Here is a 24,606-nt window from a genome sequence, read left to right on the forward strand (position 1 = left end):
CCAAATCCCTAATTGGGAAAGGAGGTTTTTATTCTGAAATAGAGGACAGAAGCAACATTATACCCGCTTCGCACCCGGCAGCCAGGCATCTTTATCGTATCCACGCTGTTCCCAGTACCCGGTATAATCTTCATTGATTAACTCAATCCGGTTCAGCCATTTGACGGACTTATAGGCATACATTTGCGGAGTAACGAGACGAACCGGCCCGCCGAGCTGATTGGGGATAGGTTTGCCATCGTGCATCACGGCCACCATGATATCGTCCATCCTCGCCTGATCCAGAGTGAGTGAGTCCGTATAGACACCGTCTCCCGAGTAGAGCTTGACCATGACGGCCCCAGGCTGCACACCGGCCATATCGAGCAGCTTCGAGAGGGGGAGGCCCTCCCATGTATTTTTGTACACAGACCAGCCGGTCACGCAGTGAAAATCACTGACCTGTACCTCGCGCTGCAGCTTGACGAACTCTTCCCAGTTCCAGCTCAGCTTCTTATCCACCAGCCCATCAATGGTAAAAGACCAGTTGGAATTATCGAACGCGGGAATGGCCGTGACCGTATATACGCGAAAGCTGCCCTCGGCTCCCCCGCCGATAGGAGGTGCAGATTCCGCCAGCGGAATAGGATCTGGAATCAATGCATTGGCATTGGTTGCCGCATAGTCGGCTGTGCCGGGAAACTGCAGGGATTTACCGATCCAGCGGACAAAAGTTGGGCCGAGCGTGACAGCAAGCCCTGCGCCTACCGCAACCTTAATGAACCCACGGCGTGAATACATAGGCTGGGCTTCAGAAGGAGCCACAGGCAGCGCCCGTCCTGCGGGAGAAGAGGCCTCTTCAACAGGGACAGCTTCTGCCACAATCGTGCGCTTCTTGGGCTCCTTCAGCCACTTCACCCGTGTAATGGAGTGATAGATGATGACTGGCAGGCCGACCCAGGTCAGCAGATCATGAATGAATAACGCAGTATTCGCTGCTCTCGGCCCGGCAAGCCTGAACTGCCAGAGCACAACCCCTGAGATCAGCCAGCCGATCAAAAGCGTCAGCACGAAGAGGACGTTGGCTTTTTGCGCAGGTTTACCCTTGAGCCGCTTCCAGTGCTTCGCCGCCAGGAGCAGATAATAGACCACAGGGATCAACAGCGCCAGACCGAACACGATATGGCCCCATTTCAGCCACACTCTGCCCTCACCCAGCAGCTCTCTCCAGAAGCCGCCTACCAGCATCAGACCGCTAAGGGCAAGAATTAAGACCAGCCAGGCATTCCACAAGTGAATCGAGACGAGCTTCTTTCCGTATCCTTTACGGATGCCGGTCAATATTTTTTTCACCTGCAGTCCCTCCCGTTGATGAATAAGTGTCCAACATCATATTAATTTAAGTTTTAACTAATTGTACCGCAAAAAAACACTGCTGAATAATATTACCCCGATCAAGCCCGACCGTATGGTTGCCTTCCCTGAACTTTTTCTTATAGACTAATGGAAAGAGCTAAGGAAAGGATTAAATGCCCGTGAACCAAGAAACGATACTGCTGGTGGATGATGAAGTGGAGATTGTGGAACTGCTGGATATCTATTTTCGCAATGAGGGGTACCGGCTGCTTAAGGCATTTGACGGAAGGGAGGCGCTTGAATGCCTTGGCAAGGAAGAGGTGGATCTCATTATACTCGATGTGATGATGCCACACATGGATGGGATTGCCGCCTGCATGAAGATTCGTGAAGAACGCAACATGCCGATTATTATGCTCTCCGCCAAGAATGCCGATATGGACAAAATCCTTGGACTCAGCATCGGTGCAGACGATTATGTGGGCAAGCCGTTTAATCCGCTGGAACTGGTGGCGCGGGCCAAATCGCAGCTGCGCCGTTACCATAAATTGAATCGGGACACTTCTGCCAGAACGAATGAGCACGAACTGATCTTTGAAGATTTGCTGATAGATACACTTCGGCATGAGGTAAGTGTGGACAATCGCAAGGTGAAGCTGACACCCCGCGAGTTTTCTATCCTGGAACTTCTGGCGCGGCATCAGGGACAGGTGCTCAGTATGGAGCAGATTTATCTGAAAGTGTGGAATGAGCCTTTTCTGGATGGTGGCAACACCGTGATGGTGCATGTCCGCAATATCCGCGACAAAATCGAGCTGGACGCAAAGCAGCCCCGTTATGTGCAGACCGTATGGGGCATTGGCTACAAACTGGATCATCCATCCTGAAAGCTGAGGGGAACTGTAGTGAACACCAAATATATAAGCACCATCCGCTGGAAGTTTATCTGGGCCTTTGTGCTGAGTATTTTGTCGGGGGCAGCTCTGCTTTTGGCGGGCTATCGGCTGGTTAACTCTTTAATTTATCTGCAGCCGGCGCAGCCCTCCGCACTGTATTCGCGTACTCTGAAATGGATGATCAACCATATCGGTTCAGCGCCGCTGATGACCGCTGTCGGGATTGCCAGCTTCCTGATCTTCTTTTTCATCTATACGCGTAAAATCGTCTCGTACCTCGAAGAGATCACCAGCGGTATCCAGCAGATCACGAAGCTTGATGAATCGCACCGGATTGAGGTCCGAACGTCGGACGAGCTGGGGGTACTTGCGGAGAACATCAACATTATGTCTGAGCGGCTACAGCATTCGCTGCTGGAAGAACGCAAGGCTGTCGAGTCCAAAAACGAGCTAATTACCGGTGTATCGCATGATCTCCGCACTCCGTTGACCTCGGTGCTTGGCTTCTTGGAGTATATTGAGCAGGACCGCTGCCGGGAAGAGGCGGAGATACGTTACTATGTAGGGATTGCCTATCAGAAGTCATTGGTGCTGCGCAAGCTGATTGACGACTTGTTTGAATACACGCGGGTTAACAGCAGCAGACTGCCGTTAGTGCTGGAACGGCTCGATCTCAAGGCATTTATGCGCCAGCTTGCGGAGGAATCGGTTCCGGCACTGACCCGTGCAGGCATGACTTATGAACTGCAGGATGATACCGAATCGCTGTGGATTGAAGCGGCACCTTACGAATTGGTGCGTGCTTATGAGAATCTGATTGCCAATGCGATCCGGTACGGGAAGGATGGAAGAAGGCTTGAGATTGGACTCAGCTGTGAAGGTAACGATGCAGTTGTGCGGATCAGCAATTTCGGCGAGATGATTGCGGAGGGGGATCTTCCACATATTTTTGAGCGGTTCTACCGGGCGGAGCGCTCCAGATCGCAGGTTACCGGGGGCTCGGGATTGGGTCTGGCGATTGCCAAGGGAATTGTGGAAAGGCACCATGGGGAGATTACGGCTCACAGCACCAGATCCCGGACTGACTTTGTTACCCGGTTTCCGGTATCCTCCTGACAATCTTCAGTATTTCTTAAGAAATGGCAATGGTGTTTCTTAAGATTTAGCCGATATCCTTGGGCTATGGGATGAGACCCGGGGAGGCAGGAGAAGTTGGCTGATGTCAAAAATACACACGATCCGCACACTTTACCTCTACATATTCTGCGGTAGCGTTCTGCTTAGTGCAGGGCTGTTGCTGCTTATGCGGGGGATTTTTACTATGTTCTACTCCTGGTATACGCCGGAATCGGCTGCGCTGTTTGTCCGTTTCATGCATTGGATCATCAATCATATCGGCGCAAGACCGGCGGCTGTCATGATGTTCACCGTTGTATGTGCAGGGCTGTTCCTGCTCCGTTCACAAAAAGCAGCCAACGATACTACCGCGCTGCTGCGCGCCGCGGAACAACTGGCGGTTCACGGCGCCTGTGAGCTTGCGGACCTTGAGGTGCAATCGGGTGGGGAATTCAGACGGTTGGCTGCCAGTCTGCGCCGGATTCATCAGGCCGGATTGCGGCCAGCAGCGGCCCCTGCACCGCAAATACTAATGCCGGAGCCGGATGCACAAGAATTCATGGCGCTTATTTTGCGGACACGGGCGTTGATCCGCATGCTGGAACTGACAGTGGCGGAGTCAGAGGAAGAGGTCTGTAATATCCCTGCTGCAGTTCTGCAGCAGCTGGCGATGGCTAAGCAGGAGGCATTGGGAATGGAAAAGCTTCTGGAGCATTGGACTCGGCAGGTATGAGAACAGGACGGAGATCGCTGCTGCGTATTTGCTATGCCGTTTTTGATCTGACAGTCATCCTTGCTATTCTCATGCTAGCAGGAATTATTTATATGAGTCATTATGGAAAGCTGATGCTGGATCGTTATCCGGAGAAAATGATTTTACCGGAATCAAGTGTCATTATGGCCTCTGACGGAACAATGTTGCGGAGAATACCGCTACCTGAGACAGGCTACCGAATCAAAGCAGGACTTGGAGAGATGCCGCAGCTGCTCATCGATACTTTCATTGCTGTTGAGGACCGCCGCTTTTACAGTCATAAGGGTCTGGACTACCAGGGAATAGCCCGCGCATTAGTCAACAATACCTTACGTATGGGGGTATCGGAGGGTGGAAGCAGCATCACTCAGCAGCTGGCAAGGGGGTTGTATCTGAACCGGGGGCAGAATCTGCTGCGTAAGCTGAACGAGGCCTCAATAGCGTTGGCGCTGGAGAAGCAGTTATCGAAGGATGAGATTTTGCAGCTGTATCTTAATCAAATTTATATGGGGCAAGGGCAATATGGGGTGAAATCTGCAGCGGAGCGTTATTTTGGTATAACTGATCTGGAGCAGTTGGAGATTGGACAGATCGCGACACTGGCGGCTATTCCCAAAGGGCCTTCCATCTATAACCCGGCAGACAACATTGAATTGTCAACAGGCAGACGGGATCTGGTCCTGCGGATTATGCAGCAGCACAAGCTGATAACAACCGAGCAGATGACGGCAGCAATGAAGAGCACCTACGTACCTCCGATTAAGGATAAGACTGAGATTGTCGGGGCGTCCTATATGGATGCGGCAATTCAGGAAGCGATGCGGCAGACAGGATTATCGCAAAAGGAGCTAAGCACAGGCGGTTATACACTGGTGACGGGCATGAATATTGAGGCGCAGCGGGCTATGGAGCGGGCCTTCTCACAGGAAGAGGCATTTCCGCCGGATGGCAAAAACCAGAGAGCAGAAGCAGCCATGGTCATCATGGACCAGCGGACCGGTGAAGTGGCCGCACTGTTGGGAGGGCGAAGCCCGCGTACAGGCGGTCTGAACAGAGCCGTAACTCCTTCCCGGCAGCCAGGCTCCGCGCTCAAGCCCATTATAGATTATGGACCGGCGCTGGAGAGCGGGAAATATACGCCGGACAGTCTCCTGCCTGATATTAAAACAACCTATGGCAGCTACAGTCCGGCTAATCTGAACGGTGTATATCGTGGGCAGGTGAGCATGAGGGTTGCCCTGCAGCAGTCCATTAATGCCCCAGCGGTATGGCTGCTGAAGCAGGTGGGGGTCAGCTATGCCCGTGGGTTTGCAGCCAGGCTGGGAATGGAACTCGCTGCAGAAGACAACCATCTGGCTATTGCCCTTGGAGGTCTGCATAGCGGGGTTTCTCCGCTCACGATGGCTCAAGCCTACACCGTCTTTGCAAATGGAGGCATTCTTAACAAGGCGTATCTGGTGCGTAGTATCAGGAATTCGCAGAATCAGGTGGTGTATTCACATGTCGCTGCGCCGCAGCAGGCCATTTCGGTACGTACCGCAGCGGATATGACAGCGATGCTCCGTCAGGCGGTGAATGAAGGGACGGGCAGACGGGCGCAAATGAACGTTACGGTGGCCGGTAAGACAGGAACCACGCAGCTGGACCTGCCGGGAGTCCCCGGCAAGGCCAACCGGGACTTATGGTTTGTAGGCTATACCCCTAGATGGACAGCGGCAGTATGGATGGGTTTCGACCGCTCTGATCCCGACAACTACATGACTGCCGGCAGCGGGCTTGCAGCTGCTATGTTCTCCAAGGTTCTCTCCATGCTATGAATAGATTTGCTTATTCCGCCGCCCATTCCTCCAGCTTCTTGTCACCGGGCAGCAGCAGAGCCAATAGGCCGAGCAGCGGCAGGAATCCGCAGGCCACGAACACCGTGGCGATTCCGATCGTATCGATCAGATGCCCAATTACGACAGAGCCAATTCCGCCAAGCCCGAACGCAAGGCCGGTAATCAGACCCGAGACCGTACCAATATTGCCCGGATACAGCATCTGCGCGTAGATCACAGTGACGGAGAAGCTGGATAGTAGAATGAACCCGGAGATGATCAGCAGCACGGCCGCCCAGAACTGATTCACAAAAGGCAGGGCCAGCGCAAACGGCACCGTCCCGATCATCGACACCAGGATGAGATTGCGTCGGCCGAAGCGGTCTGCCAGCGGTCCGCCGAAGAAGGTGCCCACAGCGCCGGCAGCGAGATAGATGAAGATATAGATCTGTGCCTTATCCAGCGTCATCCCGTATTTGTCCATCAAATAGAAGGCGTAATACCCGCCGATGGAGGCGCCGTACCAGGATCGCACGAATACGATGAAGACCAGAATAACCGTTGTAATCAGAATACGTTTGCTGCGGGCAGGGTCGATAGAGCGTGACGCTGACTTTTTGCGGAAGGTGTATCCGGCATCCAGCATCTCTCGGTACCAGCGGGCCACATAGGCCTGGATGGCGACTCCGGCAGCGGCGATAACGGTGAAGCCGAGAGCACCCATCTGACCGAAGGGAATGAATACCCACTTCATTAATAGAGGACCCAAGGCCTGGCCGGCGTTGCCGCCCACCTGAAATATGGATTGCGACAGCCCCTTGCGCTGACCGGCAGCCATATGAGCCACACGCATCCCTTCCGGATGGAACGCAGCTGATCCGAAGCCCACAAGCATTACGGACACAATCACTAATACATAATTGCCGGCAAAAGCGAGCAGGAAGACCCCGGCAAAGGTACAGCACATCCCCAGCGGGAGCAGGATCGGACGCGGCTTCCGGTCAGCGGCGAAGCCGATAATAGGCTGAATCACCGAAGAGGTGATATTCAGCGCGAACGCAATCCAGCCGATCTGGGCATAAGAGAGCACCAGGTTATCCTTTAGTACAGGGAACATCGCCGGAATTAATGCCTGAATGGAATCGTTGAATAAATGAACAAAGCTGACAGCAAGCAAAATACGGTAGATGGTAGCCTGCTGCAAATTGCGTGATTCACCCAAAGAGCCGGGTGGAGCTTGAGGCAGGGTCTTGTTGGACATTTGGACTCCTTTCAGGAACAGTTAATAAGTAAGTTATCTATGGATACGAAGATAAATCCTATTGTAGCGACAAATGAAGCATTATGGGAATCAATTTGTGCAGGGCAGCGGTCAACTATTCATTATTAACTCAAAAAAAGCAATGCTTAATCCTATTGTAAAAAAAGACTTGCAAACGTTTGGAACGCGTGATATATTATCTCTTGTGCTTATGAGACATCGACGCTGAATTGAGCGGCGAAAGAAAAATAAGTTGACAACAAACGTAATAAAATGATATGATCTAATTCTTGTGCAAGAGACATAACGTTGAAATGCACGGAGCAAGTTCTTTGAAAACTGAACAAATGGAACGCTTTAATTTTTACAAGATTCATTTAATGAATCGTCAGTTTCAAAATGAGCAATCGCTCTTTCTAAATACCAATTTGGAGAGTTTGATCCTGGCTCAGGACGAACGCTGGCGGCATGCCTAATACATGCAAGTCGAGCGGAGTCTGAAAGGAAGCTTGCTTCCATTCAGACTTAGCGGCGGACGGGTGAGTAACACGTAGGCAACCTGCCCTCAAGCCTGGGATAACTACCGGAAACGGTAGCTAATACCGGATAATTTCTTTTTTCTCCTGAAGAGAGAATGAAAGGCGGAGCAATCTGCTGCTTGGGGATGGGCCTGCGGCGCATTAGCTAGTTGGTGGGGTAACGGCCCACCAAGGCGACGATGCGTAGCCGACCTGAGAGGGTGAACGGCCACACTGGGACTGAGACACGGCCCAGACTCCTACGGGAGGCAGCAGTAGGGAATCTTCCGCAATGGGCGCAAGCCTGACGGAGCAATGCCGCGTGAGTGATGAAGGTTTTCGGATCGTAAAGCTCTGTTGCCAGGGAAGAACGTCCGGTAGAGTAACTGCTGCCGGAGTGACGGTACCTGAGAAGAAAGCCCCGGCTAACTACGTGCCAGCAGCCGCGGTAATACGTAGGGGGCAAGCGTTGTCCGGAATTATTGGGCGTAAAGCGCGCGCAGGCGGTTATTTAAGTCTGGTGTTTAAACCTTGGGCTCAACCTGAGGTCGCACTGGAAACTGGGTGACTTGAGTACAGAAGAGGAAAGTGGAATTCCACGTGTAGCGGTGAAATGCGTAGATATGTGGAGGAACACCAGTGGCGAAGGCGACTTTCTGGGCTGTAACTGACGCTGAGGCGCGAAAGCGTGGGGAGCAAACAGGATTAGATACCCTGGTAGTCCACGCCGTAAACGATGAGTGCTAGGTGTTAGGGGTTTCGATACCCTTGGTGCCGAAGTTAACACAGTAAGCACTCCGCCTGGGGAGTACGGTCGCAAGACTGAAACTCAAAGGAATTGACGGGGACCCGCACAAGCAGTGGAGTATGTGGTTTAATTCGAAGCAACGCGAAGAACCTTACCAGGTCTTGACATCCAACTAACGAAGCAGAGATGCATCAGGTGCCCTTCGGGGAAAGTTGAGACAGGTGGTGCATGGTTGTCGTCAGCTCGTGTCGTGAGATGTTGGGTTAAGTCCCGCAACGAGCGCAACCCTTGACTTTAGTTGCCAGCAGGTTGAGCTGGGCACTCTAGAGTGACTGCCGGTGACAAACCGGAGGAAGGTGGGGATGACGTCAAATCATCATGCCCCTTATGACCTGGGCTACACACGTACTACAATGGCCGGTACAACGGGAAGCGAAGCCGCGAGGTGGAGCCAATCCCAGCAAAGCCGGTCTCAGTTCGGATTGCAGGCTGCAACTCGCCTGCATGAAGTCGGAATTGCTAGTAATCGCGGATCAGCATGCCGCGGTGAATACGTTCCCGGGTCTTGTACACACCGCCCGTCACACCACGAGAGTTTACAACACCCGAAGTCGGTGGGGTAACCCGCAAGGGAGCCAGCCGCCGAAGGTGGGGTAGATGATTGGGGTGAAGTCGTAACAAGGTAGCCGTATCGGAAGGTGCGGCTGGATCACCTCCTTTCTATGGAGAATCGTCTTCTGCAACGAAGACATTCAAATAAAAGTCTTCAGGAAGCTTACTTCCTGAAGCAGGCTTTACTTCCTGAAGCAGGCTTTACTTCGTAAAGCCTTGAGCGTTTCCATTTGTTCGGTTTTGATGGAATTTGCGGGGCCATAGCTCAGCTGGGAGAGCGCCTGCCTTGCAAGCAGGAGGTCAGCGGTTCGATCCCGCTTGGCTCCACCAACAAACTTCATCTATTTGTTATGTCTGAAATACTAGATACAACTTGATCCTTGAAAACTGGATACCGAAACGAATTTGCGTTTTAGAACATTCCTTTAAGCTGAACTTGTGTAAACAAGTTTTGAATTAATGGCGATGCTAAGCGGTTTTCCTTAGGGAAAACGCATTGGTTAAGCTACTAAGAGCACACGGAGGATGCCTAGGCGCCAGGAGCCGACGAAGGACGTGGCGAACAACGAAACTGCCTCGGGGAGCTGTAAGCAAGCTTTGATCCGGGGGTGTCCGAATGGGGAAACCCAGCTGTGGTAATTCGCAGTTACTCGTATCTGAATACATAGGATACGCAGAGGCAGACCAGGGGAACTGAAACATCTAAGTACCCTGAGGAAGAGAAAACAATAGTGATTCCGTCAGTAGCGGCGAGCGAACGCGGAACAGCCTAAACCAAGGGGCTTGCCTCTTGGGGTTGTGGGACGTCTCACATGGAGTTACAAAGGAATATGGTAGGTGAAGAGGTCTGGAAAGGCCCGCGATAGAGGTAAAAGCCCTGTAGCCTAAACTGTGTTCTCTCCGAGACGGATCCCGAGTAGTGCGGGGCACGTGAAACCCCGTATGAATCCAGCAGGACCATCTGCTAAGGCTAAATACTACCTGGCGACCGATAGTGAAACAGTACCGTGAGGGAAAGGTGAAAAGCACCCCGGAAGGGGAGTGAAATAGAACCTGAAACCGTGTGCTTACAAAAAGTCAGAGCCCTTTCTATGGGTGATGGCGTGCCTTTTGTAGAATGAACCGGCGAGTTACGTTTAACATGCAAGGTTAAGGTGAGAAGCCGGAGCCGCAGCGAAAGCGAGTCTGAATAGGGCGACTAAGTATGTGGACGTAGACCCGAAACCGTGTGATCTACCCCTGTCCAGGGTGAAGGTGCGGTAACACGCACTGGAGGCCCGAACCCACGCATGTTGAAAAATGCGGGGATGAGGTGGGGGTAGCGGAGAAATTCCAATCGAACTCGGAGATAGCTGGTTCTCCCCGAAATAGCTTTAGGGCTAGCCTCGGTGAATGGAGTGGTGGAGGTAGAGCACTGATTGGGTGCGGGGCCCGCAAGGGTTACCAAGCTCAGTCAAACTCCGAATGCCATTTACTTCTTGCCGGGAGTCAGACAGTGAGTGCTAAGATCCATTGTCAAAAGGGAAACAGCCCAGACCATCAGCTAAGGTCCCCAAGTGTGTGTTAAGTGGGAAAGGATGTGGAGTTGCACAGACAACCAGGATGTTGGCTTAGAAGCAGCCACCATTGAAAGAGTGCGTAATAGCTCACTGGTCGAGTGACTCTGCGCCGAAAATGTAACGGGGCTAAACACACCACCGAAGCTATGGCTAGATGCTTTGCATCTGGGGTAGGGGAGCGTTGTATATACGTTGAAGGTGTACCGTAAGGAGCGCTGGAGAGTATACAAGTGAGAATGCCGGTATGAGTAACGAAAAGATCAGTGAGAATCTGATCCGCCGAAAGCCCAAGGTTTCCTGAGGAAGGCTCGTCCGCTCAGGGTAAGTCGGGACCTAAGGCGAGGCCGACAGGCGTAGTCGAAGGACAACAGTTTGAAATTACTGTACCACCGTAATCCGCTATGAGCGATGGGGTGACGCAGGAGGGTAGTGACGCGGACTGATGGATGTCCGTCTAAGCAGTGAGGCTGGTGTGTAGGCAAATCCGCACATCATTAAGGCTGGGCTGTGATGGGGAGCGAAAATTATAGTAGCGAAGGTCATGATCTCACACTGCCAAGAAAAGCCTCTAGTCAGGAGAAGGTGCCCGTACCGCAAACCGACACAGGTAGGCGAGAAGAGAATTCTAAGGCGCGCGGAAGAACTCTCGTTAAGGAACTCGGCAAAATGACCCCGTAACTTCGGGAGAAGGGGTGCCTCGGTAGGGTGAATAGCCCGAGGGGGCCGCAGTGAAAAGGCCCAAGCGACTGTTTAGCAAAAACACAGGTCTGTGCGAAGCCGTAAGGCGAAGTATACGGGCTGACGCCTGCCCGGTGCTGGAAGGTTAAGGGGAGCGGTTAGGGGTTAAACCCGAAGCTGTGAACCGAAGCCCCAGTAAACGGCGGCCGTAACTATAACGGTCCTAAGGTAGCGAAATTCCTTGTCAGGTAAATTCTGACCCGCACGAATGGCGTAACGACTTGGGCGCTGTCTCAACGAGAGATCCGGTGAAATTTTAATACCTGTGAAGATGCAGGTTACCCGCGACAAGACGGAAAGACCCCATGGAGCTTTACTGCAGCTTGATATTGAATTTGGGTACGATCTGTACAGGATAGGTGGGAGCCGGTGAGAGCGGAGCGCAAGCTTCGCTGGAGGCGCCGTTGGGATACCACCCTGATCGTATCTAGGTTCTAACCTAGTGCCCTCATCGGGTACGGGGACCGTGTCAGGCGGGCAGTTTGACTGGGGCGGTCGCCTCCTAAAGAGTAACGGAGGCGTTCAAAGGTTCCCTCAGAATGGTTGGAAATCATTCGCAGAGTGCAAAGGCATAAGGGAGCTTGACTGCGAGACCTACAAGTCGAGCAGGGACGAAAGTCGGACTTAGTGATCCGGTGGTACCGCATGGAAGGGCCATCGCTCAACGGATAAAAGCTACCCTGGGGATAACAGGCTTATCTCCCCCAAGAGTCCACATCGACGGGGAGGTTTGGCACCTCGATGTCGGCTCATCGCATCCTGGGGCTGAAGTAGGTCCCAAGGGTTGGGCTGTTCGCCCATTAAAGCGGTACGCGAGCTGGGTTCAGAACGTCGTGAGACAGTTCGGTCCCTATCTGTCGTGGGCGCAGGAAATTTGAGAGGAGCTGTCCTTAGTACGAGAGGACCGGGATGGACGTACCGCTGGTGCATCAGTTGTTCCGCCAGGAGCATGGCTGAGTAGCTACGTACGGACGGGATAAGCGCTGAAAGCATCTAAGCGTGAAGCCCCCCTCAAGATGAGATTTCCCAACATGTAAGACCCCTTGAAGACGACGAGGTAGATAGGTTGGAGGTGGAAGTGCAGCAATGCATGGAGCTGACCAATACTAATCGGTCGAGGGCTTATCCAAACTTTTAACACGCAGATTCGTTTCGGATTCAGTTTTCAGGAATCAAATTCCTGAAGCATTTACGCTGTAAATGCCCGTTTGGTGGCGATAGCGGAGGGGTTCCACACGTACCCATCCCGAACACGACCGTTAAGCCCTCCAGCGCCGATGGTACTTGGACCGAAGGGTCCTGGGAGAGTAGGACGTTGCCAAGCACATGAGCCATTGTTGAGCAATCGACAGTGGTTTTTTTGCGTGCGGGCAGGGCTGTGGAAAAGCTGTGGATAGATTTCAGTAAGTACAGAAAAGTTGCGCACATGTGGATACCTTTACAGGAACAGAATGATCCCCGGATCATGGGGGAATCACGCACAATATTGTGGATGAGTCAAGCGAAAACATAAGTAATACACCGATTTTGTGGATAAAAAGTGAATATTGTGGATAGATAAAATGTAATCGGGGATAACTCTTTTGAGCCGGAAAGAAACTCTTTCCGGTTTTTTGCTTTGCTGTGCAAAAGCTGTGGATAACTATTCTTTTTGCAACGGATGGCCAGCCTTTATTAGCATCCGGCGGCTTGGCTTGTTATACTCTCTATTAAGCAAATATCTGGAGCTAATTTATGGAATGTAACGGGGGGAACAGCATGGAAATCAGGCAATTACGTGCCGGAGAATTTGAGGACAGCCTGAGCTTGTCCGAATATGCTTTTAAGTATAAGGTTTCTGCAGAAGATAGAGTACGCGCCAGGGAGAACTTCAAGCCGGAACAAACCTGGGCGATTTTTGAAGGAGACAGCATAGGTGCGAAGCTGACGCTTCTTCCGTTACAGGTATATATACAAGGCAAGCCCATTTCTATGGGGGGCATCGCCGGTGTAGCCACTTGGCCGGAGAACCGCCGGCAGGGTTATGTAGCCCATCTGCTGACCCATGCGCTCGAGACGATGAATGAAGCCGGTCAGACGTTGTCCTTTTTGCATCCGTTCCTGATTCCCTTTTACCGTAAATTCGGATGGGAGATCTACTGTGAATATAAGAAGTATACTCTTCCGGTAGGGAAGTTCCCGCACAAGACGGAGATTAAGGGCAGCGTGAAGCGCGATATCCCGGATCTTGCAGTATTCCAGCAGTTGTACGACCAATTCGCCATGAGGTATAACGGGACTCTCCAGCGCACTGAGACCTGGTGGAAGGAAAGTGTGCTTGATGATGCTACGCATTCCTGTGTGTTTTATTCTGAGCAGGGTGAACCGGAGGGCTATGTGCTGTATAAAATAGTGCAGCAGGAGCTGGTCATAGATGAGTTTATCTATGGGAACGAGCTTGCCCGCCAGGGCTTGTGGACATTCCTGGCCAATCACGACTCCATGATTACGGCTGCACAGCTGAAGCTGGTGCCGGCTGACGACATTCTGCCCTTCCTGCTTCCCGATCCGCGGATTGCGCAGGAGAATTATCCATACTTCATGGCGCGTATCGTCAATGCTAAGGCTTTTGTGGAGAACATGATCTTCAATGTGCCGGAGGGTGACCGGGAGCGGGTGCTTTATATTGAAGATAAGCATGCATCATGGAACAACGGGTTATGGCAGTGGACTGTGTCGGAGCAAGGGGCAGCGACGTTCACCCGGATTCAGGGCGAGCGGTCAGAGGCTGACCTGGAATGCAGTATCGGCACGCTTACTGTGCTGCTGATGGGATACAAGCGCCCGCTTCAGGCGGCAAAGTACGGACAATTATCCGGGACTGCTGAGGCGACAGCTTGGCTTGAAGCGCTGATTCCGCAGGCCGAGACGGCATTATTCGATTTTTTCTGACAGAGAACGGCTCTTCCTCTTCCCTTGGAAAGGGAGGAGCTGTCCTATACATAACGCCTCCATTCAGTGAACGAAGCAGGCAACCGGAATACAATACAGCCAAAACGTAAAAAATAAGAGTAACCTCTTGGCATTCAGCGAGAATATGTTATAATATGAAAAAGTCAAAGAAAGTCAAAGTCAACGCAGGCCGGATATCATCGTTCTCAGGAATGTAACATTTAGAGAAAAAGCGCAGTGCAGAGGCTATTGCAGCCGATTCTTATTACATTGCCCGGGTTAAGTTCTTAAGAGCATGTCTCTGACGGCAGGCGTTGGCGCAGCACAGATTTAACCAATGCTTATACACTGGAGGATGAGTGATGCGTAATATCTCCGATATTATTGAACAATATCTGAAGAATATTTTGCATGAAAGTCCCGAAGGTACGGTGGAAATTCAGCGCAATGATCTGGCGGACCAGTTCTCCTGTGTCCCGTCACAGATCAATTATGTCATCAGCACACGGTTCACATTGGAAAAGGGATATGTGGTGGAGAGTAAACGCGGCGGCGGCGGATATATCCGGATTCAGCGCTATGAGCTGCCTCAGAATGTGGCCTTATACGCACATCTGAACTCCACGATAGGGAATGATATTGATCAGAATTCTGCCGAAGGGCTGATTTATCAGCTGGAGGAGGCCCGTTTCCTCTCCAAACGTGAAGCGTGTCTGATGCGGTCTGCGGTTTCCCGGGAATGCCTGACGGTTAATCTGCCGTACCGGGATGAGATTCGTGCCAAGCTTATGAAGGCTATGCTAATCTCTTTATTGGGCAAATAATTTGTCAAATGGTAAGGAGGGACACCGCTCATGCTATGCCAGGAATGCGGCGTCAAACCGGCTACACTCCACTTCACGAAGATTGTGAACGGGGAGAAGACGGAATTTCATATCTGCGAAAGCTGTGCGCGGGAGAAGGGTGAACTGATTCCCGGAACTGCGGGAGGCTTCTCTATCCACAGCTTGCTTTCCGGTCTTCTGGATCTGGAAGGCGCAGGCAAGAGCAAGACAGCAGCACAGAATGTGCAGGGTCTGCATTGTGAAAACTGCGGCATGACCTATTCACAGTTCAGCAAGCTGGGACGGTTCGGCTGCAGCTCTTGCTATAAGTATTTCGACAGTACGCTCGACCCGCTCTTCAGACGGGTGCATGGCAGTACAGCGCATGTCGGCAAGCTGCCCAAGCGGGCGGGCGCACAGATCATGTGCAAGCGCCAGATTGATGAGCTGAAGCAGGAATTGCAGCAGAGTATCGTGCAGGAGGAGTTCGAGACCGCAGCTGAGCTGAGGGACAGAATCCGCAAGCTTGAAAAAGAAATGCCACAAGAGTAAAGTCTTTGATATATAGGAGGGATCCGGGCATGTCAAGTCTCCGGTTTACCGAACAAGCACTGAGTGACTGGATGCGCTGCGGCGGCAGCCATTCCGAGATTGTCATCAGCAGCCGTATGCGGATCGCCCGTAATCTGGAGCATCTTCCGTTCCCGCTGCTCGCTTCAAGAGAGCAGTCGGAGGAGGTGCTGGAGCAGCTTGCCCCCGTATTTCAGGGTGAAGCTTCGGCCGACTTCGGCAGCTTCGAGCTGTTGAGACTGGATGAGCTGGGTGAGCTGGACAAAAAGGTACTGGTGGAAAAGCACCTCATCAGTCCTAACCTGGCGGATGATTCCAAGGGCGGGGCAGTCATTCTTAATGAGGACGAGTCGGTCAGCATTATGATCAATGAGGAGGATCATCTCAGGATTCAATGCCTGTTCCCGGGGCTGCAGGTCAGAGAAGCCTGGGTAAGGGCAACCGCCATCGATGATATTTTCGAGGCTGCTGTCAATTACGCCTTCGATGACCGCAGAGGCTACTTAACAAGCTGTCCCACCAATGTGGGAACAGGGCTGAGAGCCTCGGTTATGGTGCATCTGCCGGCCTTGGTGATGACGCATCAGATCAACCGCATTTTGTCCGCAGTTAATCAGGTGGGGCTTACCGTTAGAGGAATTTATGGTGAAGGCAGCGAAGCAGTAGGGAATATCTTTCAGATCTCCAACCAGATTACGCTTGGACAGACCGAAAATGAGATTATTGAGAATCTTCACAGCGTAGTCACCCAGATTATAGAGCATGAACGCAACGCCCGCGAACGCCTGCTGGTCGATTCCGCTCTGCGGATTACGGACCGTATCAAGCGCTCCTACGGAATTCTGGCCTATGCTGCTGTGATGGAACTGAAAGAATCGGCACAGCGGCTCTCCGATCTGCGGCTTGGTGTAGATCTGGGGATTCTGGAAGGGCCTTCGATTTCAGTGCTCAATGAGCTGAATGTCAAGACTCAGCCGGGCTTTCTGCAAAAGCTGTTCGGTGACGCGCTGTCGCCTACTGAACGCGATATGTACCGGGCGAAGCTGCTCCGGGAGACACTGGGATCACAACATTAAATTATAGATATTTATTATCCGTGGAGGTGCAGGAGATATGATGTTTGGAAGATTTACGGAACGCGCACAAAAGGTGCTGGCGCTGGCGCAGGAAGAAGCCGTACGTTTGGGACACAACAACATTGGGACAGAGCATATTTTACTCGGACTGATTCGTGAAGGAGACGGCATTGCCGCTAAGGCATTGATCGGACTTGGTCTGGGTCTGGAGAAGATACAGGATGAAGTGGAAACACTGATTGGCAGAGGTCAGGAACAACCGACCAACATCGCTTATACTCCTCGTGCCAAGAAGGTGATCGAGCTGTCCATGGACGAGGCCCGCAAGCTGGGTCACACGTATGTGGGAACAGAGCATATCCTGCTCGGTCTGATCCGCGAGGGAGAGGGCGTAGCAGCCCGTGTGCTGAACAATCTCGGCATTAGCCTGAACAAGGCCCGCCAGCAGGTATTGCAGCTCCTGGGCAGCAGTGAAGCCACCTCCAGCCACAGCGGAGCTCCGGCTAACGTCAGCACGCCAACACTGGACGGCCTGGCCCGCGATCTGACGGCCTATGCCAAGGACGGTAACCTCGACCCTGTGATCGGCCGCAGCAAGGAAATTGAGCGTGTCATTCAGGTGCTGAGCCGCCGGACCAAGAATAATCCGGTGCTGATCGGTGAACCTGGGGTTGGTAAAACGGCGATTGCCGAAGGTCTGGCCCAAAAGATCATCAACAATGAAATTCCGGAGACGCTGCGCGACAAACGTGTCATGACCCTCGATATGGGTTCTGTAGTGGCTGGTACGAAATACCGCGGTGAATTCGAAGACCGCCTCAAAAAAATCATGGATGAGATTCGCCAGGCGGGCAACATCGTGCTGTTCATTGATGAGCTTCATACGCTGATCGGAGCGGGTGGTGCGGAAGGCGCGATTGATGCCTCCAACATCCTGAAGCCTGCCCTCGCCCGTGGTGAGCTGCAATGCATCGGTGCCACAACACTTGATGAATACCGCAAATATATTGAGAAGGACGCCGCGCTGGAGCGCCGCTTCCAGCCGATCACAGTGGATCAGCCTTCCCCTGAGGAAGCTGTACAGATTCTGTTCGGTCTTCGTGACCGGTACGAAGCCCATCACCGGGTGAAGATTACAGATGAAGCCATTGTGGAAGCAGTTAAGCTGTCTGACCGCTACATTCCTGACCGGTTCCTGCCAGACAAGGCCATTGACCTGATTGATGAAGCAGGCTCTAAGGTAAGACTGAATTCTTACACCATCCCGCCGAATCTGAAGGAACTGGAAATGCGTCTGGATGATATCCGCAAGGAGAAGGATTCCGCAGTACAAAGCCAGGAGTTCGAGAAGGCTGCTGCACTTCGCGATACCGAGCAGAAGATTCGTGAAGAGCTGGACACTACGAAGAACCAGTGGAAAGAAAAGCAGGGCCGCACCGATTCCCAGGTTACACCTGAGGATATCGCACAGGTGGTGGCCAGCTGGACCGGCATTCCGGTCAGCAAGCTGAAGGAAGAAGAGACAGACCGCCTGCTGAATATGGAAGCCCTGCTGCATGAACGTGTAATTGGCCAGGACGAAGCCGTTAAGGCGGTCAGCCGGGCACTCCGCCGGGCGCGTGCGGGTCTGAAGGACCCGAAACGTCCGATGGGCTCCTTCATCTTCCTCGGACCTACCGGGGTTGGTAAGACCGAGCTGGCGCGGGCGCTTGCCGAAGCGATGTTCGGTGACGAGAATGCGGTAATCCGCATCGACATGTCGGAGTATATGGAGAAGCATTCCACCTCCCGGCTGGTCGGAGCGCCTCCAGGGTATGTAGGGTATGAAGAAGGCGGACAATTGACAGAGAAGGTGCGCCGCAAGCCTTACTCGGTTGTACTGCTGGATGAGATTGAGAAGGCCCACCCTGAAGTGTTCAACATTCTGCTGCAGGTACTGGAAGACGGCCGTCTGACCGATTCCAAGGGCCGCGTGGTCGATTTCCGCAATACCCTGATCATCCTGACCTCGAACGTAGGGGCACAGGCGATCAAGAAGAATTCGACGCTTGGATTCACCGCAGTACAGGATGCAGGCGCGGATTACAGCAACATGAAGGGCAAGGTTATGGAAGAGCTGAAGAAGAGCTTCCGGCCTGAGTTCCTGAACCGGATCGATGAGATCATTGTCTTCCACTCGCTGGATGAGAAGCATATCGCAGAGATTGTGACTCTGATGTCCGAGGAGCTGCGCAAGCGTCTGCGTGAGTACGATGTAGATTTCCTGCTCACTGACGGCGCCAAAGCATTCCTGGCCAAAGAGGGCTATGATCCGGCCTTCGGTGCCCGTCCGCTCCGCCGGGCGATTCAGAAGCATATCGAAGACCGCCTCTCTGAAGAGCTGCTCAAGGGCAACATCAAGAAGGGGGATTCCCTGAACATTGATGAGGTGAACGGCGAACTGGTCGTAACCACCGTTGAAGCACCGGCCGAGGTCTCCCTGGAGAAAACAGTCGAAACTGAATAATTGTTCCGGAAAATGAAACAATGCTCCCGTTCCTCCGTATAGAGGGGCGGGAGCTTTATTTGTTTATACCCTAACATGCCTAAAAGAAGACGCAAATGAAAACTAGATCTTAAGTGTCCTTCCGTTCAGTGTGCAGAAATGGTAAACTTTGAATAAGAGTAAAATATCCGCAATTTTAGCAAGTTCGGACGGTAAGGAGTGCACATGGCTAAACCTAAAACAAAATTTTTCTGTACCGAGTGCGGCTACGAATCACCGAAGTGGTTCGGGAAGTGCCCGGGCTGCCAGGAATGGAACTCGATGGTAGAGGAAACGGAAAGCGTAGTCAAAACACAAGGCATGAATGCACCTATTTTTCAGAGTAAAGAAAAGGCGCAATCGATCATAAATATAGAAAGTGACAAGGAGCCCCGTATTCTGACGGGCATCGGTGAGCTTAACCGCGTGCTTGGCGGCGGGATCGTTCCCGGCTCGCTGGTGCTGGTCGGAGGCGACCCCGGAATCGGGAAATCCACACTGCTGCTGCAGACTTCGCATGCCTTGACTACACAAGGGCTGCGCGTGCTGTATATTTCGGGGGAAGAATCTGTGCGGCAGACCAAGCTGCGGGCCGACCGCCTCGGAGCGCTGTCTGCGGAGCTGTACGTTCTATGTGAGACGAACATGGAGAGCATTGAGGAAGCGATTGAGCAGATTCAGCCTCAATTTCTGGTCATTGACTCGATCCAGACTGTATTTATGCCGGAGGTAACCAGTGCGCCGGGCAGTGTAGCACAGGTGCGGGAATGTACGACAAGATTCATGCGGATCGCCAAGATCCGGGGGATCGCCACAGTGCTTGTTGGTCATGTAACGAAGGAAGGCGCTATTGCCGGCCCGCGTATGCTGGAGCATATGGTGGATTGTGTCCTTTATTTTGAAGGGGAGCGCCATCATACTTACCGTCTGCTGCGGGCAGTGAAGAACCGCTTCGGCTCCACCAATGAGATCGGGATCTTTGAAATGGGGGAAATCGGGTTGACCGAGGTGGAGAACCCGTCGGAGCTGTTCCTGTCTGAGCGTCCGCTCGGAGTGGCCGGGTCAGCGGTGGTAGCCAGCATGGAGGGCACAAGACCCGTTCTTGTTGAATTGCAGGCGCTGGTTGCTTCGACACATTTCCCTTCGCCCCGCAGAATGTGCACAGGTATGGATCATCAACGGATGGCGCTGATCATTGCTGTGCTGGAGAAGCGGATGGGCATGTTCCTGCAGAATCAGGACGCTTACCTCAACGTTGCGGGAGGGGTGAAGCTGGATGAGCCGGCGGTGGATTTGGCTGTCGCCATCAGCATTGCCTCCAGCTTCCGTGATTTTCCGACCAAGCCGTATGATGTGTTTTTCGGGGAGGTAGGGCTTACCGGTGAGGTGAGAGGGGTATCACGCGCAGAGATGCGGGTGAAAGAGGCGGCCAAGCTTGGCTTCCGGCGGGTTATTATGCCCGAGAAGAGTCTGAAGGGCTGGAAGCATCCGCAGGATATCCAGATTATAGGCGTCAGCACAGTAGCACAGGCACTAGCGGTCGCGTTAGATTAGGGGGCACAGGGACATGAAAGAATATAATCCATCAGATAATATGAATGATCTGCTTAGAATGGCTGCACCCGGAACACCCTTCCGGGAAGGGCTGGAGAATGTGCTTCGCGCGAAGACCGGGGCACTGATTGTTGTCGGATATAGTCCGGAGGTCATGGAGGTTGTCGATGGCGGCTTCTCCATTAACTGCGATTTTTCACCAAACTATTTATACGAGCTGGCCAAAATGGACGGAGCGATTATTCTGAGCGAGGATCTGAAGCGGATTCTGTACGCTAATACGCAGCTGATCCCCGATTCCTCCATCTCTTCGATCGAGACAGGAATCCGGCACCGGACGGCAGAACGGGTAGCGAAGCAGACCGGCAAGCTGGTCGTTTCCATTTCCCAGCGCCGTAATATTATTACGCTGTATCAGGGCTCCATCCGTTACGCACTCAAGGAAATCGGTTCGATTCTGGCCAAAGCCAACCAGGCGATCCAGACCCTGGAGAAGTACAGAGCCGTTCTGACACAAGGGCTGACCAACCTATCCGCTTCTGAATATGAGGGGATTGTGACGGTGGCCGAGGTCGTCGGTGTGATCCAGCGCGTGGAGATGGTGCTGAGAATCAAAATGGAAATTAAGCGTTACATCAACGAGCTTGGCAATGAAGGCCGGCTGATCAGTATGCAGATGGAAGAATTGGTTGGAAATACAGAGGAAGAAGCATGGCTGCTGTACAGAGACTATGCCAGAGAAGAGCAGGAGGAGAAGATCCGTGAGATCATTGCCGGGCTGAAGCGCAGCAGCGATGATGAACTGATGGATGACAACCATATTGCCCGCCTGCTGGGCTATTCCTCAACAGCCATTTCCTCCGAAGAAGCTGTAACTCCGCGTGGTTACCGCCTGCTGAACAAGATTCCACGGCTGCCGAATGTAATCATCCACAATTTGGTGGAACGCTTCGAAATGCTGCCTAACCTGATGAAGGCAAGCATAGCTGAGCTTGATGAAGTGGACGGTATTGGCGAGGTCCGCGCACGCAATATTCAGGACGGGCTGAAGCGGCTCCAGAAACAAGTTCTTATTGACAGACAAATGTAAATACCATACAATCACGTAATGTTGCAGTCCCATGCAGTACAAGTAGGAAAATTGAGGTGAAGAAATGATACAAAAATCAATTCCAAGTCTTTTTACGATTGGTAATCTGATGCTTGGAATGTTTGGTATCATGATGGCGTTTGACGGCAAGCTGAGCATGGCCGCTATCATGGTGATTATCGCGATGCTGCTCGATGGGCTGGATGGCCGGATGGCCCGTGCGCTGAAATGTGAGAGTGAATTCGGCAAGGAGCTGGATTCTCTATCCGATGTAGTTTCGTTTGGAGTCGCACCGGCGCTGATTATGTATTTAACAAGTCTGCAGGAGCTGAATCCTGCACTGGGATGGACCGTCACAGCGATCTTCCCTGTATTCGGAGCCTTACGTCTGGCCCGGTTCAATGTCCGCCCGGGGATTCCGGGATATTTCGTAGGATTGCCGATTCCTGCTGCGGGCGGGGTTCTGGCCACGCTTGCACTTTTCCATAAGGATGTATCCGCACCATTCATGATTGTGGCTACCCTGCTGCTGTCGTATCTGATGGTCAGCACAGTGAAGTATCCCAACTTCAAGAAGATTGGTTTTCCCAAAAAAGCGGTTATAGGCGCACCTGTAGTTATTGTAATCGCTGTAGCTGTTGCGGTGGTCTTCCCTGAACAGATTGCCAAGCTGATCTTTGGACTGCTGGCGCTGTATGCATTGTACGGCTTCAGACAGAGCTTAGGACTGTTTAAGGTCCGCCGGCAACGCCGCCGCAGAAGACGCGCGGAGGATAAGGTATATCATTCCAAGAACGGTTAGCCCTTCTTCAGAACTTATTTCATTCATAGACCGCTATATACAAAAGGCATTGCCTTTCCTGAATATCAGGAGAGTGCAATGCCTTTTTGCTGCCTGCGGGGAGGGAAGTATACGGAATACGGTTCCCCCTGAGCTGGCGGAATGGATGAAGGAGAGCGCGGACGGTCTGCTCAGGACAAGTTGAACAACCCGAGTGTTGCGCATTTCTGCGATTCCTTGGCGACAACCTCGTCCATATTGATAGCAAGCAAATTGCAGAGTGCAGACATATAGAACAGCTCGCGGCCCAGCTCGGAGCCAATGACCTCCCGGCAGTTCTCACACAGCTCCCCTGCCAGATGGGTTCCGGCAAGCTCCTTGGCTTGCTCAAGGCCTAGAGTGGGCTCGAAGACCTGCTTGGTGGCATGCAGCTGAATGCAGCCGCATTCGGTAATGGCTTTGACGACAGCCCGGTTGACGGAAGCACTGCTCTGTCCGTTCTTGGACATTACATCCAGAAGACTACGGTGACGGAGCAGCAGTTCGGAGACTTGATCCTGGAAGGCCTGTAAACTTGGTGCGCTCATTTTCCATTCACCCCTGGGTTCGAATTGAATTCATTATATGCCAGGGCCTCCCACATTTTCAACCAGGAATAGCAGTTTACGGCAACAGAGCCGGGCGAAATTCGGGGCTTGCAGAAAAAATAACGCGCCCCCCGGATTATTGTCCTAAAAATTGGAACATACTGGTGAGGTATAGAGGATTGATGGATGAATAAAAGGAGGTGCGAGGTTATGTGGAAAAAGTCTGTTATGATACTTGCCGGGTGTTGTGGAGCCTGGTCCGGTTATTCGCTATATCACGCGGCAGAAAGAGGGTTCCCGGTAGGCCTTGGGAAACTGGAGGATAGCTTGCCTATGGAAGGAAGCATTTTGTTTGCGGTGCTGGGTGCCATTATTTTTCTGATTGCGGGGACTTTATGCGCGGAATGGGCAAGTTCAAAGCTGCGGGAGATGGTTGCGTATTGCTCGCGTATCCCGATGAATGAGCTTGCTGCAGGCGCAGCAGGGCTTACGGGAGGTCTGCTGCTGTCTCTGCTGCTGTATCCCGCTATGTCCTGGCTGGGTAAAGCAGGTGAGCTGCTGCAGGTAGCTGCCACGCTTGCTCTGGGCTATATGGGCCTGAGGGTCGGGCTGGAGAAGAAGGAGGAGCTGGCTTCGCTCTGGAATACCGGACGCTGGGCACGCTCTGCTGAACCGGAGGATCGTGGAACTCAGGAGCATAAAATCCTCGATACCAGCGTGATTATTGACGGGAGGATTGCTGACATCTGTAAAACGGGCTTCATCGAAGGCACAATTGTTATTCCTGAGTTCGTGCTGGAGGAGCTGCAGCATATTGCGGATTCGTCGGATCTGCTGAAGCGTAACCGCGGACGCAGAGGGCTTGATATTCTGAATAAAATTCAGAAAGAGCTGGACGTTAAGGTGCTGATCTATGAAGGGGATTTCGAGGAGATCTCAGAAGTGGACAGCAAGCTGGTCAAGCTGGCGAAAGTACTGCACGGCAAGGTCGTCACCAACGACTTTAACCTTAACAAGGTATGCGAGCTGCAGGGAGTGTCGGTGCTGAATATTAATGACTTGGCGAATGCAGTGAAGCCGGTGGTTCTGCCGGGCGAAGAGATCATTGTTCAGGTGATTAAGGACGGCAAAGAACATGGACAAGGCGTAGCTTATCTGGACGATGGCACGATGATTGTGGTGGAGGGCGGCCGGGATTATATCGGCACTACGATGGAGGTTCTGGTGACGAGTGTGCTGCAGACATCGGCAGGACGGATGATTTTTGCCAAACCGAAGCTTCTGGAAAAAGCACAATAAGTTCAGCCCACCTCTC

At 52.5% G+C, this 24,606-nt stretch carries 16 protein-coding genes, 1 tRNA gene and 3 rRNA genes; 17 read left to right on the forward strand and 3 right to left on the reverse strand.

Translation table 11 applies throughout. The features are described from left to right. Positions 1-57: 57 nt before the first annotated feature. Positions 58-1,332, reverse strand: coding sequence for a molybdopterin-dependent oxidoreductase (locus tag MHH78_RS05760; RefSeq protein WP_341166881.1), 1,275 nt, complete (start codon positions 1,330-1,332; stop codon positions 58-60). 182 nt (positions 1,333-1,514) lie between these two features. Between MHH78_RS05760 and MHH78_RS05765 the strand changes: the two genes are divergently transcribed. From MHH78_RS05765 to MHH78_RS05780, 4 genes are all read left to right on the forward strand, one after another. Then, complete coding sequence (locus MHH78_RS05765) at positions 1,515-2,222, forward strand: response regulator transcription factor (RefSeq protein WP_036694776.1); 708 nt, start codon at positions 1,515-1,517, stop codon at positions 2,220-2,222. Between the two features lie 18 nt (positions 2,223-2,240). Next, positions 2,241-3,347, forward strand: coding sequence for a sensor histidine kinase (locus MHH78_RS05770; RefSeq protein ID WP_076083525.1), 1,107 nt, complete (start codon positions 2,241-2,243; stop codon positions 3,345-3,347). A 103-nt stretch (positions 3,348-3,450) separates the two neighbouring features. Next, complete coding sequence (locus MHH78_RS05775; RefSeq protein WP_339251638.1) at positions 3,451-4,080, forward strand: hypothetical protein; 630 nt, start codon at positions 3,451-3,453, stop codon at positions 4,078-4,080. A gap of 92 nt (positions 4,081-4,172) precedes the next feature. After that, entirely contained in the window at positions 4,173-5,918 is a 1,746-nt protein-coding gene (locus MHH78_RS05780) for a transglycosylase domain-containing protein (protein WP_340994628.1), read from the forward strand. A gap of 10 nt (positions 5,919-5,928) precedes the next feature. Here the strand turns inward: MHH78_RS05780 and MHH78_RS05785 are convergent, their stop codons facing one another. Next, the gene (locus MHH78_RS05785) at positions 5,929-7,179 is read right to left on the reverse strand and encodes an MFS transporter (RefSeq protein WP_076083515.1); all 1,251 of its coding nucleotides are present in this window, start codon (positions 7,177-7,179) and stop codon (positions 5,929-5,931) included. A 425-nt stretch (positions 7,180-7,604) separates the two neighbouring features. Between MHH78_RS05785 and MHH78_RS05790 the strand changes: the two genes are divergently transcribed. The 12 genes from MHH78_RS05790 to pssA all read left to right on the forward strand — a co-directional run bounded on the left by MHH78_RS05790 (position 7,605) and on the right by pssA (position 22,725). After that, a 16S ribosomal RNA gene (locus tag MHH78_RS05790) occupies positions 7,605-9,165 on the forward strand. A gap of 146 nt (positions 9,166-9,311) precedes the next feature. After that, positions 9,312-9,387, forward strand: a tRNA-Ala gene (locus MHH78_RS05795). Between the two features lie 168 nt (positions 9,388-9,555). Then, a 23S ribosomal RNA gene (locus MHH78_RS05800) occupies positions 9,556-12,484 on the forward strand. 77 nt (positions 12,485-12,561) lie between these two features. Beyond that, positions 12,562-12,678, forward strand: a 5S ribosomal RNA gene (gene rrf, locus MHH78_RS05805). Together the 16S, 23S and 5S rRNA genes with 1 tRNA gene alongside form the textbook arrangement of a ribosomal RNA operon. Before the next feature lie 434 nt (positions 12,679-13,112). Further along, on the forward strand, positions 13,113-14,285 hold the full coding sequence (locus MHH78_RS05810; protein WP_339251633.1) for a GNAT family N-acetyltransferase: 1,173 nt from the start codon (positions 13,113-13,115) through the stop codon (positions 14,283-14,285). Between the two features lie 362 nt (positions 14,286-14,647). Continuing rightward, complete coding sequence (locus tag MHH78_RS05815) at positions 14,648-15,109, forward strand: CtsR family transcriptional regulator (RefSeq protein ID WP_036721901.1); 462 nt, start codon at positions 14,648-14,650, stop codon at positions 15,107-15,109. Between the two features lie 30 nt (positions 15,110-15,139). Continuing rightward, positions 15,140-15,661, forward strand: a complete 522-nt coding sequence (locus tag MHH78_RS05820; RefSeq protein WP_076081723.1) for a UvrB/UvrC motif-containing protein — start codon at positions 15,140-15,142, stop codon at positions 15,659-15,661. Between the two features lie 29 nt (positions 15,662-15,690). Further along, positions 15,691-16,755 carry a protein arginine kinase gene (locus tag MHH78_RS05825; RefSeq protein ID WP_341166882.1) on the forward strand — a complete coding sequence of 355 codons (1,065 nt, stop codon included), beginning with the start codon at positions 15,691-15,693 and terminating at the stop codon, positions 16,753-16,755. Between the two features lie 37 nt (positions 16,756-16,792). Further along, complete coding sequence (clpC, locus tag MHH78_RS05830) at positions 16,793-19,261, forward strand: ATP-dependent protease ATP-binding subunit ClpC (protein ID WP_076081724.1); 2,469 nt, start codon at positions 16,793-16,795, stop codon at positions 19,259-19,261. A 204-nt stretch (positions 19,262-19,465) separates the two neighbouring features. Then, complete coding sequence (gene radA / locus MHH78_RS05835) at positions 19,466-20,833, forward strand: DNA repair protein RadA (RefSeq protein ID WP_036692317.1); 1,368 nt, start codon at positions 19,466-19,468, stop codon at positions 20,831-20,833. A gap of 13 nt (positions 20,834-20,846) precedes the next feature. Continuing rightward, complete coding sequence (gene disA, locus MHH78_RS05840) at positions 20,847-21,923, forward strand: DNA integrity scanning diadenylate cyclase DisA (protein ID WP_036721893.1); 1,077 nt, start codon at positions 20,847-20,849, stop codon at positions 21,921-21,923. Between the two features lie 64 nt (positions 21,924-21,987). Further along, entirely contained in the window at positions 21,988-22,725 is a 738-nt protein-coding gene (pssA, locus tag MHH78_RS05845; RefSeq protein ID WP_076081725.1) for a CDP-diacylglycerol--serine O-phosphatidyltransferase, read from the forward strand. Between the two features lie 170 nt (positions 22,726-22,895). On the opposite strand, the gene MHH78_RS05850 is transcribed toward pssA, so the two are convergent. Then, the gene (locus MHH78_RS05850) at positions 22,896-23,291 is read right to left on the reverse strand and encodes a hypothetical protein (protein WP_036692322.1); all 396 of its coding nucleotides are present in this window, start codon (positions 23,289-23,291) and stop codon (positions 22,896-22,898) included. Between the two features lie 210 nt (positions 23,292-23,501). On the opposite strand from MHH78_RS05850, the gene MHH78_RS05855 reads away from it, so the two are divergent. Beyond that, positions 23,502-24,590, forward strand: a complete 1,089-nt coding sequence (locus MHH78_RS05855) for a PIN/TRAM domain-containing protein (RefSeq protein WP_341166883.1) — start codon at positions 23,502-23,504, stop codon at positions 24,588-24,590. Positions 24,591-24,606 lie beyond the last annotated feature (16 nt).

This window comes from Paenibacillus sp. FSL H3-0333 (assembly GCF_038002805.1).
Taxonomy (GTDB): Bacteria; Bacillota; Bacilli; order Paenibacillales; family Paenibacillaceae; genus Paenibacillus_AQ; species Paenibacillus_AQ silagei.

Excerpts from the sequence above, each read along its gene's own strand:
- MHH78_RS05775 (WP_339251638.1), top strand. The coding sequence starts at position 3,451 with ATGTCAAAAATACACACGATCCGCACACTTTACCTCTACATATTCTGC.
- MHH78_RS05780 (WP_340994628.1), top strand. The coding sequence starts at position 4,173 with ATGAGTCATTATGGAAAGCTGATGCTGGATCGTTATCCGGAGAAAATG.
- MHH78_RS05785 (WP_076083515.1), bottom strand. The coding sequence starts at position 7,179 with ATGTCCAACAAGACCCTGCCTCAAGCTCCACCCGGCTCTTTGGGTGAA.
- MHH78_RS05810 (WP_339251633.1), top strand. The coding sequence starts at position 13,113 with ATGGAAATCAGGCAATTACGTGCCGGAGAATTTGAGGACAGCCTGAGC.
- MHH78_RS05815 (WP_036721901.1), top strand. The coding sequence starts at position 14,648 with ATGCGTAATATCTCCGATATTATTGAACAATATCTGAAGAATATTTTG.
- MHH78_RS05820 (WP_076081723.1), top strand. The coding sequence starts at position 15,140 with ATGCTATGCCAGGAATGCGGCGTCAAACCGGCTACACTCCACTTCACG.
- MHH78_RS05825 (WP_341166882.1), top strand. The coding sequence starts at position 15,691 with ATGTCAAGTCTCCGGTTTACCGAACAAGCACTGAGTGACTGGATGCGC.
- clpC (WP_076081724.1), top strand. The coding sequence starts at position 16,793 with ATGATGTTTGGAAGATTTACGGAACGCGCACAAAAGGTGCTGGCGCTG.
- radA (WP_036692317.1), top strand. The coding sequence starts at position 19,466 with ATGGCTAAACCTAAAACAAAATTTTTCTGTACCGAGTGCGGCTACGAA.
- disA (WP_036721893.1), top strand. The coding sequence starts at position 20,847 with ATGAAAGAATATAATCCATCAGATAATATGAATGATCTGCTTAGAATG.
- pssA (WP_076081725.1), top strand. The coding sequence starts at position 21,988 with ATGATACAAAAATCAATTCCAAGTCTTTTTACGATTGGTAATCTGATG.
- MHH78_RS05850 (WP_036692322.1), bottom strand. The coding sequence starts at position 23,291 with ATGAGCGCACCAAGTTTACAGGCCTTCCAGGATCAAGTCTCCGAACTG.
- MHH78_RS05855 (WP_341166883.1), top strand. The coding sequence starts at position 23,502 with ATGTGGAAAAAGTCTGTTATGATACTTGCCGGGTGTTGTGGAGCCTGG.